At 41.1% G+C, this 15808-nt stretch carries 16 protein-coding genes; 1 reads left to right on the plus strand and 15 read right to left on the minus strand.

Going from position 1 to position 15808, the window contains the following annotated elements:
- Nucleotides 1-53 precede the first annotated feature (53 nt).
- The gene (locus DS2_RS07240; RefSeq protein ID WP_035014026.1) at nt 54-1439 is read left to right on the plus strand and encodes an alpha/beta fold hydrolase; all 1386 of its coding nucleotides are present in this window, start codon (nt 54-56) and stop codon (nt 1437-1439) included.
- On the opposite strand, the gene DS2_RS07245 is transcribed toward DS2_RS07240, so the two are convergent.
- From DS2_RS07245 to DS2_RS07315, 15 genes are all read right to left on the minus strand, one after another.
- Nucleotides 1436-2236 carry a MipA/OmpV family protein gene (locus DS2_RS07245; RefSeq protein ID WP_035014027.1) on the minus strand — a complete coding sequence of 267 codons (801 nt, stop codon included), beginning with the start codon at nt 2234-2236 and terminating at the stop codon, nt 1436-1438. The two genes, DS2_RS07240 and DS2_RS07245, sit on opposite strands and share 4 nt — an antisense overlap.
- Nucleotides 2237-3466, minus strand: coding sequence for a beta-ketoacyl-ACP synthase (locus DS2_RS07250; RefSeq protein ID WP_035014028.1), 1230 nt, complete (start codon nt 3464-3466; stop codon nt 2237-2239). It lies immediately after the preceding gene.
- Nucleotides 3466-4194 carry a 3-oxoacyl-ACP reductase FabG gene (fabG, locus tag DS2_RS07255; RefSeq protein ID WP_035014029.1) on the minus strand — a complete coding sequence of 243 codons (729 nt, stop codon included), beginning with the start codon at nt 4192-4194 and terminating at the stop codon, nt 3466-3468. The genes DS2_RS07250 and fabG overlap by 1 nt, the downstream gene beginning before the upstream one ends.
- Nucleotides 4191-4649 carry a hotdog family protein gene (locus DS2_RS07260; protein WP_035014031.1) on the minus strand — a complete coding sequence of 153 codons (459 nt, stop codon included), beginning with the start codon at nt 4647-4649 and terminating at the stop codon, nt 4191-4193. The genes fabG and DS2_RS07260 overlap by 4 nt, the downstream gene beginning before the upstream one ends.
- Nucleotides 4642-5817 carry a beta-ketoacyl-[acyl-carrier-protein] synthase family protein gene (locus tag DS2_RS07265; protein WP_035014032.1) on the minus strand — a complete coding sequence of 392 codons (1176 nt, stop codon included), beginning with the start codon at nt 5815-5817 and terminating at the stop codon, nt 4642-4644. Before DS2_RS07265 ends, DS2_RS07260 begins: the two co-directional genes overlap by 8 nt.
- Before the next feature lie 7 nt (nt 5818-5824).
- On the minus strand, nt 5825-6304 hold the full coding sequence (locus DS2_RS07270; protein ID WP_160168545.1) for a DUF3261 domain-containing protein: 480 nt from the start codon (nt 6302-6304) through the stop codon (nt 5825-5827).
- 53 nt (nt 6305-6357) lie between these two features.
- Nucleotides 6358-7602: an NAD(P)/FAD-dependent oxidoreductase gene (locus tag DS2_RS07275; protein ID WP_035014034.1), complete on the minus strand. Its 1245-nt coding sequence runs from the start codon at nt 7600-7602 to the stop codon at nt 6358-6360.
- A complete protein-coding gene (locus DS2_RS07280) occupies nt 7592-9913 on the minus strand; it encodes an MMPL family transporter (protein WP_035014035.1) in 2322 nt (773 codons plus the stop codon). The genes DS2_RS07275 and DS2_RS07280 overlap by 11 nt, the downstream gene beginning before the upstream one ends.
- A complete protein-coding gene (locus DS2_RS19750; protein WP_051479706.1) occupies nt 9913-10437 on the minus strand; it encodes a hypothetical protein in 525 nt (174 codons plus the stop codon). The genes DS2_RS07280 and DS2_RS19750 overlap by 1 nt, the downstream gene beginning before the upstream one ends.
- 64 nt (nt 10438-10501) lie before the next feature.
- Nucleotides 10502-10924 (minus strand): acyl-CoA thioesterase, encoded by a 423-nt coding sequence (locus DS2_RS07290; RefSeq protein ID WP_035014036.1) that lies wholly within the window; start codon nt 10922-10924, stop codon nt 10502-10504.
- Nucleotides 10914-12464, minus strand: a complete 1551-nt coding sequence (locus DS2_RS07295; protein ID WP_035014037.1) for an HAL/PAL/TAL family ammonia-lyase — start codon at nt 12462-12464, stop codon at nt 10914-10916. The genes DS2_RS07290 and DS2_RS07295 overlap by 11 nt, the downstream gene beginning before the upstream one ends.
- A 17-nt stretch (nt 12465-12481) precedes the next feature.
- Nucleotides 12482-13462, minus strand: coding sequence for a family 2 glycosyl transferase (locus DS2_RS07300; protein ID WP_035014038.1), 981 nt, complete (start codon nt 13460-13462; stop codon nt 12482-12484).
- Between the two features lie 3 nt (nt 13463-13465).
- Nucleotides 13466-14203 carry a glycosyltransferase family 2 protein gene (locus tag DS2_RS07305; RefSeq protein WP_035014040.1) on the minus strand — a complete coding sequence of 246 codons (738 nt, stop codon included), beginning with the start codon at nt 14201-14203 and terminating at the stop codon, nt 13466-13468.
- A complete protein-coding gene (locus tag DS2_RS07310) occupies nt 14200-14553 on the minus strand; it encodes an acyl-CoA synthetase (RefSeq protein WP_035014041.1) in 354 nt (117 codons plus the stop codon). The genes DS2_RS07305 and DS2_RS07310 overlap by 4 nt, the downstream gene beginning before the upstream one ends.
- Nucleotides 14546-15793, minus strand: a complete 1248-nt coding sequence (locus tag DS2_RS07315) for an AMP-binding protein (RefSeq protein WP_160168546.1) — start codon at nt 15791-15793, stop codon at nt 14546-14548. Before DS2_RS07315 ends, DS2_RS07310 begins: the two co-directional genes overlap by 8 nt.
- Nucleotides 15794-15808 lie beyond the last annotated feature (15 nt).

Here is a 15808-nt window from a genome sequence, read left to right on the forward strand (position 1 = left end):
TAACTTTCCAAAAATAAGAGCTAGCCAGCTAGGTTAGCTCTTGGTTTTTCTCTATGCCAAAGCTTATTAGTTTATTCGTTACTACCTTTATTTTATGCTTACCGCTAACCATTAGCGCAAATGAATCAACAGTCGATCCATATTGGTATAAAAATTATCGCTTAAAAAGTCACAGCATTCATGCTTCGATATTTGATGGTGAGATGCGTTATTACACCTTAAATGACCATCTAATCAATAGACCTTCTATTGTGATGGTCCATGGTGTTGGCGGCTCGTCTGCCGATTTTGAGCCATTGGTTCCGTTATTGGGCCAACATTATCGACTAATTATTATTGATCTTCCTGGTTATGGTTTATCTGAACAAGCCAAATCAGATTATAAACCGTCAAATTACGCTGCAAGCCTGACCCCTATCATTCGCTCAATAAAAAATGAGAAAAATATAATTATTGGCCATTCGATGGGTGGCAATGTCACGATACAAATGATCGCTAAATCTCCTGACTTAGCTGAACAAATTATCTTAATAGACGCTGCAGGTATGCTTCACAAATATGCATATAGTAAGTACGTAGCTATGGAGAAAATTGACGATATCAAATACATCAGTCAAAAGAACCAAAACTTTTTTGCTGGCATCATAGACAAGATAAATCAATCGTTGCCAGACTTTACCGACATGATTTTGTCTAAAAAGTCTCGCGAACATTTATTAAAAAATAACACAACCTATATCAGTGCGATTTCGGTCATGCACGAAGACTTAACCGAAACCCTTCGTCAACTCACAACACCCGCTCTAGTAATTTGGGGTCGTGAAGATGCTGTTATGCCATATCAAACAGCCTATATGCTGCAACACTTTATCGCAGAAAGTAAACTTAACGTTTTAGACAACGCAGGCCACTCCCCACAAAAAGATCAACCTCAAGTGGTGTACTCTGCAATACGAGACTATTTGACAGCTCAAACCAATTCTAGTTCTCCAAACCAAACTAGCAGCATAGATTTGGTTAATGACAGTGAATATACCCATGTTGATTGTCGCAACAAGGCTACCACAGTAAATATTCCGCAAACACATTTTAAAAAGCTCACCATCGCAAATTGCCCAGGAATAGAACTACATGGCGTGCTTACTGATGAGTTGTTTATTGAAAATTCAACCATAGAGTTATTTAACGTCCATATTACCAGCCAGAAAACTGCGCTAGTAATGAATAAGTCTCGCTTAGTTGTATGGGGAGGTGTCATTACTGGCAATACAGCTTTTAATCTAATTCAGTCGAAATTGGATTTAAACGGTGTTGATTTGCATGTTGCTAAACTCGCTGGCTCTGCTGATAGAAAAAGCCAAGTTTTAGCGTCGGTAAGCCGACTCTACAAAAAGAAAGGCCAAGAAAACTGGCATGGTTTTATTAAGAAGGCAGATTAAAAAACATTAAAGATTCGCGTGATCGCGATACCCAGCATCCAGTCACGCTTTTTGGCAACTAAAGGGCTATTTTTGACAGACGCGTTTGTTAAGTCATTATATCGAAAGAAGGCTCCGTACCACCAATGGCCATGGCTAGCTGTCAGCCCCAAACTCAATCTATGACTGTTTAACCCAGCGCCGGCTTGATAAAAATGGCGGGTGGTAGTCACCTGCTCTACAGGAACTGAATAATAATAACTATTATAGTTGCGGTCAGCGTAGACTAATTGCCAAGAAGCGGTGAGTTTTAGTTGCCAATCAGACAACTGATACAATGACTGGTAACGCAGTCCAGGTTCAAATAAGAAACCGACATGTTCAAGGTTCAATTTGTCAAAACCAATGCCATGGCGTATGGCAAATATTGCACTAAAACTATCATCAGACTCTTTATCCCCAAGCCAGAAATAGCGTAGCGCAGGGCCAAACTCTAACACCCAAGCCAAGTCATCCATACCCTTACGCAACTGGTTGTCGTCACTGTCTAACGCAAGGCTACCAGATGCACTCCAATCCACTAACCAATTTTCATGCTGCCACAAAGATGCGTTTAACGCATTACGATTAAATTCAATTTTATCGCTTTTGTAGTACACGTACGGGTAAGGAACTAGGTATTGATGTTGCTGCGCGGCACCAACATAGTGTGGTATTTGGGTGTAGCCCAACCCGACACCAATATCCAACTGACTTTTAGCCGCCAGCAGAGTAGGCACCAACGCCACTAAGCCAATCAGATTGCGGATAAGTTTCATTTAACCTTGCCAGCGTTTGAATATAATGGAAGTATTAATACCACCAAATGCAAAGTTATTCGACATAATATAGTCGGTATTCAGCTCTAATCCTTGTCCAGATATGTAGGTTAAATCACCACAACGACTATCAACTTTGGCTAAATTAATGTTCGGTGCAAACCAATTGGCATTCATCATCTCAATGCTCGCCCAAGCTTCGATAGCACCACATGCACCCAGCGTATGACCTAAATAGCCTTTTAACGAGCTTATCGGCTTACCTTTACCCAAAACCCTTTCTGTCGCGTTCGATTCTGCAACGTCACCCTTATCGGTCGCGGTACCATGTGCGCTGACATAACCAATCTTGTCTGCTGGGACATTAGCATCATCCAACGCCAACTGCATTGCAATTGCCATAGTATCATCTTCAGGCTGAGTAACATGTACACCGTCTGAATTGCTGCCAAAACCAATAATTTCAGCTAGAATGTTGGCACCTCTTGCTTGCGCATGCTCAAGCTCTTCCAAAATTAAAGTACAAGCACCTTCACCAATAACAAGTCCATCCCTTTCTTCATCAAAAGGACGAGGCGTCAATTCAGGCGTATCATTTTTCGAAGATGTTGCAAACAAGGTGTCAAACACGGCAACCTCAGATAAACAAAGCTCTTCGGCACCGCCTGCAACCATAACTTTTTGCCGACCGAATTTAATTGCTTCATAGGCATATCCAATCGCTTGAGAGCCCGATGTACACGCAGAGCTAGTGGGATAGATGCGCCCTTTTAATCCAAAAAAGACCCCTACATTAACCGCGGTTGTATGGTTCATCATTTGGATATAGCTTGTCGCTGTAATTCCTGACATATCATGGCTTTTGAGTAAGTCGCCAAATCCGACAATTGGTGGGGTCGATCCAATTGATGAACCATAAGCTATGCCCACTTGTCCTTGTTTAATGTATTCATCCCCTAGCAACTGCGCTTGCTCGAGCGCAAGTTCAGTCGTGCGAGTAGACATCAGTGAAACTCGCCCCATAGAGCGAGTTGCTTTACGACTATAATGTTTAGGTTTTTTAAAGTGTGCTACAGGCGCTGCCAAAGCTGTATGTAAGCCATTAATGTCTTGCCATTCTTGCATTTGCACAACGGCATTTTTACCTAACTTTAAGTTAGCTTGGAACGTCTGCCAATCATCACCAAGTGCGGTAATAGCTGACATACCTGTAACAACAACTCGTTTCATTAAGCAATACCACCATTAACTGAAATAACCTGACGCGTTACATATGCGGCAATGTCTGACATAAGGTAAGAAACCGCTCCTGCGACTTCTTCGGCCTGTCCCATACGGCGCAAAGGGATCATTTTTGTCATTTCATCTATTGGCAATTCATCTGTCATACCAGTATCAATCAAGCCTGGCGCGACACAATTAACGGTAATCTTACGCTTTGCAAGTTCTAAAGAAAGTGCCTTAGTTGCGCCGATTATGCCCGCTTTAGACGCGCTATAGTTAACCTGACCACGGTTGCCAATAACACCAGACACAGATGCAATGGTCACAATTCGACCACCTTTACGTTTCGAAACCATAGGCATAACTAATGGTTGTAATACGTTGTAAAAGCCATCTAAGTTAGTGTGAACGACACTATCCCACTGTTCACCTGTCATTGCAGGAAACGCGGTATCATGAGTCAAACCAGCATTACAAACAACACCATAAAAAGCACCGTTTGTTTCAACATCTTGTTCTAATACTTCGCGTGTTGCATTCCTATCAGCCACGTCAAATTGCAATATATAACTTTGCTGGCCCAATTCATTAATTTCTGCGCAAGTTTGCTCTGCGCTAGCGCGATCGCCACGACAGTGCACCACAATATCAAAACCATCTTTTGCCAGTTGCAAAGCTATTGCTTTACCAATACCTTTGCTTGAACCCGTGACTAATACTCTTCTATTACTCATTGTGTCTGCTCCTTTATAAAAGCTTCTGGTTCATCTGGTTGAAACACGTTGATAGTTGCTTCTACGCGTACCTGCTCATCAACTAAAATTTGGCAATCAAATACACTTAAACCATTATCTTCTTTATACAGGCGTTCAACCTGCACGGTTAATAATTCATCTAATTTAAAACTGGGCTGAATCGCTTTGTATTTGCGACTACTCACTAAAAAACCTAATGCCACCTCTTTACCCTGATCGCGCTCATTAGCGTTGGCAAAAGCAGCAATAGATTGCGCCATATATTCAACTCCCACATACGCAGGTACACCAGCCAACTGAGTATCGTAAAAATTTACATCTGGGGTAATTTTCACCTGACAAACAGCTGTGTTGTCTGTATAGCTTTCTATCGAGTCGAGTAGGATCATTGGATGATCATGCGGTACAACTTCTTCAATCGCATATTTAGCCATTGTGCTTCCCTATAATAAGGCTGACATTATTGCCGCCAAATGCAAAAGAGTTTGATAAACAGTAATTAACTGTTTGTTGGTAGTTTGTTGAATCAACCCAATTCAATTGGGCTATGTTGTCGTCAGGTTTTGCATCCCAAACGTGAATCGGTAACTGCTGCTGTGATAAAGCTATGCAGCAAAATATCGCTTCTAATGCGCCTGCAGCTCCTAAACAATGTCCGGTTAAACTTTTTGTTGAGCTAGCTGGCATGTCTGTTCCAAATACTTCAGCAACCGCGCCAGATTCCATCAAATCATTTTTAACCGTTGCCGTTCCATGCAAGTTTACATAGTCAATTTGAGTTGACGAAATATTCGCTGCAGCTAATGCATTTCGAATAGAAGTAACCGCACCAAGGCCTGTCGGATCTGGAGCTGACATGTGGTGAGCATCGCTAGATTCGCCACCCCAAACTTGGAAACCATCTGGTTGTTTACTAACAATAGCAAGTGCGCCAGCTTCGCCAATATTAATGCCGTCTCGAGAGGCGCTGAATGGCTGACAGACCCCAGCAGAAGTTGATTCTAACGCGCTAAACCCATTGATAGTCATTTGGCATAATGAATCTACACCACCGACAATAACAGCATCAACAATCCCTGCAGCAATCCATTCAGAAGCTGTCACAAAAGATTTTGCACTAGAAGAACACGCTGTAGATATGGTTAGGTATGGCCCGCTCACATCAGCGACTTGAGCAATAAACTCCGCCAAGTTCGACATTTCTTGTTGTTGATAGTGATAATTTTCAGGAAACTGACCATGAAGCTTTTGATACTGCATGGCATTTTCACCTTCGGCAATACCTGATGTACTGGTCCCGACAATGACACCGATTCTATTAGCTGGAATGTGGCTGCGAAGCGTCGTTAGCTTTGCGGAGATCTGTTCAAATGCCGCAAGGGCCAATTGATTATTTCGGGTTTGGAAGTGTTTGGCAAAACCACTTACCGACGGTAAATCTGCTTGCACTTCACCAACGTATACATCGCCATCAACCAATAAATCACTGCGTGACACTAATCCTGTTCTTTGCCCAGAAAACAAACTTTCAGCAACTTGCTCTTTACCTAAACCGAGTGGGCAAACAACGCCAAATTCATTTATATATAAAGTGTTATTCATTAGTCGACTAATTTAAACGCTGTACCTTAACCTGATAGTCGTCAAGGTGGTGAATCAATAAAATGGTGCCATGATTATCAGTTATAGTAACAACATTCAGACCATTTTGGCTAAAAATGCGCTGCATATTACCATTTTGTTGCAGTTTATTCTGCATTTTTATCGTTGAATTTAATCCTCGCTCAACACTTTGACTCGGCCAGTGCATCCATTGAATATCTGTCAGTATGCGTTTTACATCTATAGGTATCGGCAGTGACTTCTCGACAACAAGTTGACCGTTATTGAATTGCTGACCCTGCGCGACCACCATACCAGACAAGTCCATTACAGCAAAATTAACTGCATCCGCCGAAAATTCTAACATCAGTAACATTTCGGGCTGTTGATTAAACCGAAACTTATTCAGCCAAGATGTTCCAACCCAAGACTTAGGTACAGGTTGCAACTGATAACTAACATCGTGACTTGTTGATTCTGGACGCATCAGGCTGCAACTAGCCAGCATAAGACATATTGCAGCGCCAAGGAGAATATGACTTAGTCGGCTTCGCATAACTGCGTCAAAATATTTAAACCTCGATTTGTATCAGCAACAAATGGATTGTTGGTGTCCCACGCATAGCCAGCCAATATCGATGAAATCATAGGTTTAATATCTGAGCCATCTGATTGGAAAAAGATAATGTTTTGCAAACTTGTATCATACCAAGACATGACAAAGTGCTTAAATACTTCGATACCTTTTTTCAGTGCCACTTGATAATCTTGCGACCAATCAACCGTTTCACCGGATAATTGTTTATCAACCAGCTCAGCCGCCAACGCTGCTGAACGCATCGCTATAGTCACACCAGATGAAAATACAGGATCTAAAAACTCCCCTGCATTGCCCAACAAAGCAAATCTATCACCATACATTTGTTTCACATTGGACGAATAGCCACCAATTTTACGCGCTGGTTGGATAATTTCTGCATCAGCTAACAAGCTTGCTAAATTATCATCTTGTTTAATAAAGTCATATAGCTGCTGCTCAAGTTCTGCTTCAGCAAAACATTCAGGGCGTGCAACGACGCCAAAACTCGCAGTACCGTCCGAAAATGGAATCAACCAGTACCACAAATCTTCAATTTCTGGGTGTACTGTGACCAAAATTTTATTGCGGTCAAAATTGGCATCCGCTGGGATGTTATCTTTAATATGGGTAAATACAGCTTGGCGTGGAAATAATTCGCTCGGCAGTTCTAAATCAAGCAACTTGGGTAACACGCGCCCAAAACCACTGGCGTCTAAAATAAATTTAGCGTTAATTTCTGATGTTTGACCACTCTCATCAACTACAGTCAATGCCGCCATTTCGTCAGTTATTGCCACTTGCTCAACTTGCACACCATAGTGAATGGCGACACCTTTTTTTGCAGTTTCGTCTGCTAATAATTTGTCGAAATTTGCTCGCTTCACCTGAAAAGTCGTCCCTGGACCTGGAGAAAACTTGTCTTCAAAATCAAACGCCGAATGTTCCCCACTTCGATAAAAAGCTGCGCCATTTTTAAACTGAAAGCCCATATCTGATGCATTATTGATCAACGCATCTAACAAACCAGCTTGTTCAATAAACTGCATTGCATGTGGTAATAAGCTTTCACCTATCGAAAAGCGAGGAAAGTGCTGCTTTTCAACCACAATTACATCTCGACCTAACTGTTTTAAAATGCTTGCTGCAATCGCGCCTGAAGGACCTGCGCCAATAATAGCCACATCATAAATTTTGTTATCTTGCATAAATATCCCTCTGCTTATTAATTGCTGCTAGTGGTGCGACAGCATACGAACACAATATACCCACAAACACGGTTAAACCAAAACTTGCGATTGCAGGTGTTGAACTAAATCCTAAAATGGCAAACACAAAGATCGAGCTTAACGCCGATATTAAGGTTGTAAAACTAACTTTAGCCACAACCCCTTTTGATAAATAAAACATTGCGTAATCAAAACTTAATGCCAATACCAGCACGACCGCCAAAACATTAAATATCGTCAGTTCAGATTGCACTAATTGACTGATAGACAGTGATATTACCGAAGAAATTATCGGGATTAAAGTCACGACAGTCGCCTGCTTTATGTTAAAACAAACAACTAACACCAACCAAGCTATCGCAACTGCAATTACCAATATTTTCAGTAGATAACCACGAAACTGTGTCAATTGAGCAGAAATGGTCGATGCTCTATCGACAAACAACACATTGTCAGAATAAGCCGCCAAGTTATCGAGTTCTGTTAAGCTGCGAATGCCATATAATTTCACCACTGAATAATATTGCCCATCCACAACTTTATAGTGATTGCGATAACTAGCCGCAAAACGCTGCTGCAACCAAGTGTCTATATCAAGCCATTTGTGATTTTGTATCAGAGGTTGATAAGATAAACCAAGTTGTTGTAAATAACTTTGATATAGCTCAGTTTGTTGGTAGGTGTTTAACAAATCCCAATTATATTGCTGAGCTTTGCTCGATACAATCCAATCTGACATAGCAGAATAATTGGATAACTGATTTGACGAGACCAACTTACGCAGTGCAACTGTCAATTGTTTTTCTCGGTCGAGCAATTGCTGTGGACTATCCGCAGACACCAAATAAAACTGGAAATCAGCCAGTTGCTTGTTCGATTCTTTATTAAAATAGCGTGCAACTTTAGTTTGCTGTTCAGCTAGCTCCGGCGAAACTTGATAAAAACGTCGGACATCGTCCGTAAATGCGGCGCCAACCCAAATAACATATGCAGCGAATGCAGCAACAGCCAGCAGCAGGTATAAAGCCTTAATACTCGCAATACTATTTTGCCCTGACAATAAAAAATGCAGCCAAGCTTTTTGCTGCCAGCTAACTTGACCAACAAACCAACTGCGGAACGGAAAAATCAAAATTACGGTTAAATAAGCCGCTAATAAGCCAACAAGGGTAAAAATACCCACTTGCTGAAAAATAACAAATGGTGAAAAGCACAAAATAATATAACCAATCACACTGGTTAAAAAACCAAAAAACAATGGTTTATGAATGCCTTTGATGTTCGCTTGGCCTTGCTGTTTTGATTCAGCCAACTCACTCATGGCATGAAACGCATAGTCGGCTGATATACCAATTAACGTACAGCCAAATACTAAAGTTAGAATATGCACTTCGGCAAAAAATATCACCAGTGCCAGTAAACCAAATAATATGCTGACGGCGATAACCAACAAGGTGGCTAAGTAGGCGCGTACCGTTTTGTATGCGAAACAAATCAACAAGGTGATTGCCAACATTGATGCCAGCGAAAACGCCATCATCTCAAACTGAGCCGATTGGCTCGCATAATCCGCATGAAAGAGTTGCCCAACCTTCAAACAGTTGGCTGACAGCGCTTGGCAAGCTGAGTTTATTTGCTCAGCAACAGCGGCTATCTGCTGAATATTCATCGCCGACATATCGGGTTTAAAATAAACTAACACGGCAGTCGTGTCTTCTAATGTTAGATATAAATGCCCTTGCACAGTTTGCTGTACTGCAGCACTGGCCTGTTGTTCTGCTAAAAAATCGGCCAATGCTAAACTCGGGTCTTGAGTAAAAGTGCTACCAACCAGTGGATTAACCATTTGAGTTAACGCTGCGAATTGTTGTTCAATAACAGCTTGATATTGTTGCTGTTGCAGCCAAGTGTGATAGCGTTCACTTAAAAAAGCACCTGGGTATTGCGCATAAAACTGTGCAATATCTTCAAGCTGAGGCGTTTGCGCAAAAGTCACTTTTACATCTTTCAACAAAGTGCTTTGTTTTAAAGTATCTGTTAGTTTTTCAGCCTGTTCTATCGCACGTTCAAGCGATTTTGCCTCGAGCAAGATAAGATGTGATGACTCATTATCTTGCCGAATTTGCTCTATCACTTGCTCTGTTTGCTGATCATGTGATTGCCGATAAAAAATCTGGCTAAAGTCGGCGTTAATGGTAGGCGGTGATTGAATCAATAAAGTGACCAATAGACAAGTTGCAACTAAAAAGGTCAATAACCATAGCTTTTGCAACCCACTCGCCCCTGTCATTATTCTTCCTTATGCTCTGTTAGCTCAATTAGGGTTTCAACTTGATTTTCACTCAAGGTGATTTGCAGCACATTTTGTAGATGGCACAGTTTTATCGACTGCACATACTGTGACAAATCTGCTGACAAGATATCACTTTTAATGCAACCCGCTTCAGCTGGATTACGCTGCCATAAAAACCAATCCTCAGTTGTGATATCACCGGTAAATATCGCTAACAATAGTTGGCTGATGACAGAGTCATCCACCACCTTAACAAAATTATTCTGACCTTGTTTTTGCTGGAAAATGCCTTGTTGATTAATTTTCGTTTGTTGCTCTACGGGGGTCTGCTGGTGCCACAATAACTCGCTTTTGACTTTATCGATTGCGAAATTGCCTGAAGAACGAATCGGTACGGTTAAAAACTTGAGTTTTTTGCTTTGAACAAATGAGCCTTTAACCGGAAAATTATTAAAAGGTGCTAAAGACTGCTTCAATTGCTGCGTATCAATTGTCTGCCATGACGTTGCTGCCGTCGCCATGGCTGAATACAGGCAACAAGACAGCAGAAGCAAAACACGATAACAGTAGTTCATACAACCCCGGTTATATATAAGCAGCTAACTTATCTAGCACGACTTGAGGACTCTGATATTGCATTTCCTCGGTTTGCATATCAATTGCGACTTGGACTGTGTAGGCTTTCGTTAACACGGCATCTGTTTCAACATCGCGGATCACATATTCAATTTTTAACCGACTTTCGTACTCTACCAAGCTAGCTGTTACTTCAATCGTTTTGGCCAGTTTGGCTGATTGCACATATTTAATCCGCATATCAACCACAGGCCAAATATAACCAGATGCTTCCATGTCCAAGTAATTGTAATCAAACATTTGAAGCAGTTCGCATCTGGCTTTTTCTAAGTATTTCACATAATTTCCATGCCACACGACCCGCATTGCGTCAACGTCATAAAACTGAACTTCAATTAGAGTTTTGGCTTGGAGTATGGATTTACTTTTCATACAAATCCCATCTTTGTTGCTGGATATAACCAATTGTTTCACGCAATAAGTTATCAGTTGGTCTGTCTTCGTCTAATAACTCAAAGAAACTAGACACATCTTCAACCATAGCGGCTACGTCTGGGTTTAATGTATCCATAGACAATTCGTTTTGCATTACCCGTAAACGAATACCTTGTACTGTGGCTAATAAAGTTGCTGCAACCACTTGCTCGGTCAATTGCAAAACACGTAAGCAGTCACGAGAGGCGATTGTGCCCATGCTGACTTTGTCTTGGTTGTGACACTCGGTTGAACGAGAGAATACACTTGCAGGCATGGTTAATTTTAGCGCTTCAGCAGTCCATGCAGAACAGCCAATTTGAATCGCTTTAAAACCATGATTGATGTATTTGCGATCTTCACTAGCGGCTGACAAATTAGACGGTAAACCATGGTTCATTTTTACATCAACCATTGTCGCCATTTGCCGATCAGCTAAGTCGGCAATATTAGCGATACAGTTTTTCATTGAGTCCATTGCCATTGCAATGTGCCCACCATAAAAATGGCCGCCGTGTAATACGTGTTCACCAACACCATCAATAATAGGATTGTCGTTGGCACTGTTTAATTCGTTTTCGATTAATTGTTTAAACCATGGTAGTGAGTCTTGCAAAACACCAATGACATGCGGTGCACAACGAATAGAATATCTATCTTGTAAACGATGTGAATTACGTGGATGTTTATGATGATTTAAATCATGTTGGATCCAACTAGCAATTTGTTGCTGACCTTGATGGGGTTTAACACTAAATAAAATATCGTCGAAGTGATTACTGTTACCTTTTAATGCAAGGCTTGCCATTGCAGTGACACGCGTCATTAATTTTGATAAGTATTCAGCACGGTCGAAAGCCAAACAAGCCACAGCTGTCATGACCGCTGTGCCATTCATTATGGCTAAACCTTCTTTTGGACGCAGCTTAATCGGTTTTAAACCTGCCTTAGCAAAAGCTTCAGCTGACTTCATTACCTCACCTTGGTAATAGACATCACGCTCACCAATTAATGCACCCGCCACATAAGATAAGGGGGTTAAATCACCAGATGCACCCACCGAACCTTCTTGTGGGATCACCGGGATTATGTCTTGGTTTAACATTTCAACTAATAAGTTGAGTAAGTCCCAGCTTACGCCTGAATAACCTTGCGAAAGCGATACCAAACGGCTGGCAACTATTGCTCGGCCCTGGTCATGATCAAAAAAGTCCCCCAAACCACAGCCGTGAAATCGAGTTAAGTGCATTGGCAATTCTTCAACCAAAGACAAAGGTACATCAACAGTGCACGAGTCACCATAACCTGTTGTTACACCATAAATGTGCCCTTCTTCTTTTAAGAGTTTGTCTAAAAAGGCTACACCTGCATCAATTTTTTTTGCAAAGGTTTTATCGTTTGATAACTTAACTGGTGCTGATTTAAACGCAACATTAACAATATCGGCGATTGAAATTCGTTGTGCCCCAAACTCGATATTTTTTGTTTCAGTATTCACTGATAGTACTCCAATACTTAATTTTTATGGTTTGGCTTTTTGTCTTCGTCTGCTTGAACACTGACCGTCCAAAAGTCAAAAAAGTTATACCATTGATATGGTGCTTTTAAGCAATAATAGGTTAAACGGCTGGTATATTTTTCCATTAATGACTGGAAATAAGCCGCTCGCTCTTTTCGTTTTACCTTTGTTGGTTCAGCAAAACGTTCAATATAAGTTGTATACTTACCTGAACCAGTGCTTTTAATGCACGTCATAAAAAACACTGGGCACTCCATAATTGTTGCCAAGGCAAACGGGCCGACCGCAATCGGTGCATCTTTGGATAAAAATGGCACATACTGGACGCTTTCCGGATTATTCACCGAGGTTCTATCTGCAAATATCACCACAACTTCGCCATCTTCTATTTTTTGTTTGAGTTTAATAGTGTCATCAGGCCCAAAGTCATTGATATGGACAAAGTTAATTGCAGCTTCAGGATTTACTTTTTTAAGGAAATTATTAAATGACGGTGCATGTTCATTGTAGGTAATCACATTAAGTTTTTTCTTGTTTGCACCGCAACTGAAAATTGCTCGGCAAATTTCCATATTGCCTAAATGGCTACTGAGCACCACTGCGCCACCGGCGCTGGTTAAATCAGTAAATGCAGCATGGTCCGCTATTTCAATATCGTCTAAACCAATTTTGCCCAACCAAGCATCAAATTTATCAACAATCGCAAAACCAAATTGCAAAAACAGCTTAAAAGCATGTTTGTGTATTTGCCAATAACCACTGCGCTTGCCACCACGGGTTATTTCAACTTGCTGCCAATATGCTTGAATCGCTCTACGCGCACTACCGCCGGTTAAATAGAAGTACAGCATCACAGGGAAAAAACAGACTTTAAAAAAACCTTTACCCAAAATTTGATATATCCACACCAATATTTGGATACCGGCAAAGCTGCCACGCTCTTTCATTTTTGACCAATGGATTGATTTTTCAGCCATGAGCTACCCTTTTACCTTGCGCCATAACAGCTTGGGAACACGCAACAACATACCAAAAAATAGCTTGGTGTGCATTTTCGAAATCAACAGGTTATCTTTCCATACGTTGAAGTGCGATACCCCATTTTCTGGATAAATCACCTTGGTTGGTAAAAATTGAACATCACACCCCTGCCAATATAAACGCACCATAACTTCAATGTCGTAATCCATTCGTTTACCCAATGAGACACGTTTAGTAAGTTTGTCATAGGCCGCTAACGGATAGACTCTAAAGCCACACATTGAATCTTTTATCTTCAAAGATAAAGTTTCAATATGCACCCAAATATGAGTGAAATAACGGCCATATAATCGACCTTTAGAAATCGAATCATCATAAATCGGCTGGCCACTAATCAATGCAGTTGGATGCTGTTTAGCTAAAGCGATCAGTCTATCTATATCGGCTAAATTATGTTGACCATCGGCGTCAACCTGAACCGCGTGACTATATCCTAACTTAGCGGCTAAAACCAAACCGTCATGCACTGCTGCGCCCTTGCCGCCATTTTCAGCTCGAATATGCAAGGTGACGTTATCAAAGCGATCATTAACCTGCTGAAGAACTTGTTTGGTCTGCTGATTACTGCCGTCATCAACTAAAATCACCGGCAATTTAAATCGCTGCAGATCTGCAATCGTTTGTTCAATCACAAGGTGATGGTTGTAATTAGGGATCACAAAGCAAAACTGACTCATTGGGAAAATTGCACCTTCCCTGACGCATGTTGCCCATGCTCAGATTGATAACTAAAACTAAATTTATTTGCTTTAATTCGCTTGATCGTCAGATCCAATGTGTATTCAGGTTGAACAATAATTTGAAATTTGAGGTTAGAAAAACCCTCAAAGTCATTAATATCTACAGCAAAAAATTCTGCTAAATATTGCATCACCCAATGAGTTTGCACAACGCCAGCTAAAATTGGCGCACTGCTAAAATGACCTTGGAAGTAATACAGGTTAGCCGGCACATGAAGCTTTAAATCAACCTGTTGCTCACCAACCGTTTGCGAAAGCACCTTTGCCTCGTATACAAAATCAGTCAAAATATGATTCCATTTCTAGTTTGTTCAATTTTCCCTGCGCATTATAAGGTAATGCGCCTATATATCTAAATTTTTTTGGTGTGACAACAGATTCAAACCACTGAAACAAATGCCGACGCAAGTGTTGATCAAATTTAAACTTACCTAGTTGCTCGAGCTGAGAACAACCAAGCTCAGTCAATACCGCAACTGCGGCAAGTTGTTGGCGCTTTTTGCGTTCAACTGGCAATACAAAAATATCTTGAATAAATTCGTGTTCAGACAATCTGAGCTGAAGGTCATCTAAGCTCACGCGTTTTTCTTCGATCTTAACCACCCTGTCCACTCGACCGAGCAATTGAAATTTTTGCTGAGAGTTTACCTCAACTCTGTCATCAGTCAGATAATTGCTCACGGCTATGTATGGAGAATTGATAATAAGCCGTTGATCGGCTTGATTAGCGGACACTTCAACACCAGGAAACGGCTGCCATAATTCACTGTCGGCTGAACCATCGTATTGACGCCACGCTATGCCACCCGTTTCTGTACTACCAAAAACCTCTGTAACCTTACAAAACATGGGTGCAGAGAACAGCAAATTTTTTTGCTTATCAAGTGGACCACCTGAAGAGTAAATTTGTTTAATCTGGTCTGCGACCTCAACTAAAACATTATCCAAAACCAATCGATGAATATGCGCTGGGCTGGTTATCACCACGAATTGTTGCTGTGTCGCAGAGATTGCTTGCACCATATGTTCTGGGTATTCAAAAGTTTGGCTGAATAATTTATGCCCACAGACCAGTGGCCACAAAAGTTTAAACAACATTCCATAAATGTGTTGGTGCGAGACGGTCGATACAACACAGATGTTTTGTTGGTTAATTGCAAACGTCTGCTCTAGTGTAAAAATTTCGGTCAGCAACTGTTCAAGCGTTTTATTAATGCACTTAGCTTTACCAGTCGAGCCTGATGTAAAAAAATCAATTTTACAGCTGACGGTTAGCTCAATTTGCTCAGCCGCTGTTACTGTAGAATCTAACACCAGCTTGTCTACCGCAAATATTTCAGCGCCAGTACATTCAACAATTTCAGAGACTTTTTGCTTTTGATTACTCGGCGGCAGCACAATGTGTCTATTTTCTGCAATTAAAGCAAACAAACAGGCTGAAAATATGAACGAGTCTTTTTCAAATAACAACCACGTATTATTCTGTTGTTGTCTAATTAATTGACGACTCGCTTGAAAGTATTGCATCCACAAATCGCTACT

It is taken from the genome of Catenovulum agarivorans DS-2, assembly GCF_000568405.1.
In the GTDB taxonomy this organism is placed as follows: Bacteria; Pseudomonadota; Gammaproteobacteria; order Enterobacterales; family Alteromonadaceae; genus Catenovulum; species Catenovulum agarivorans_A.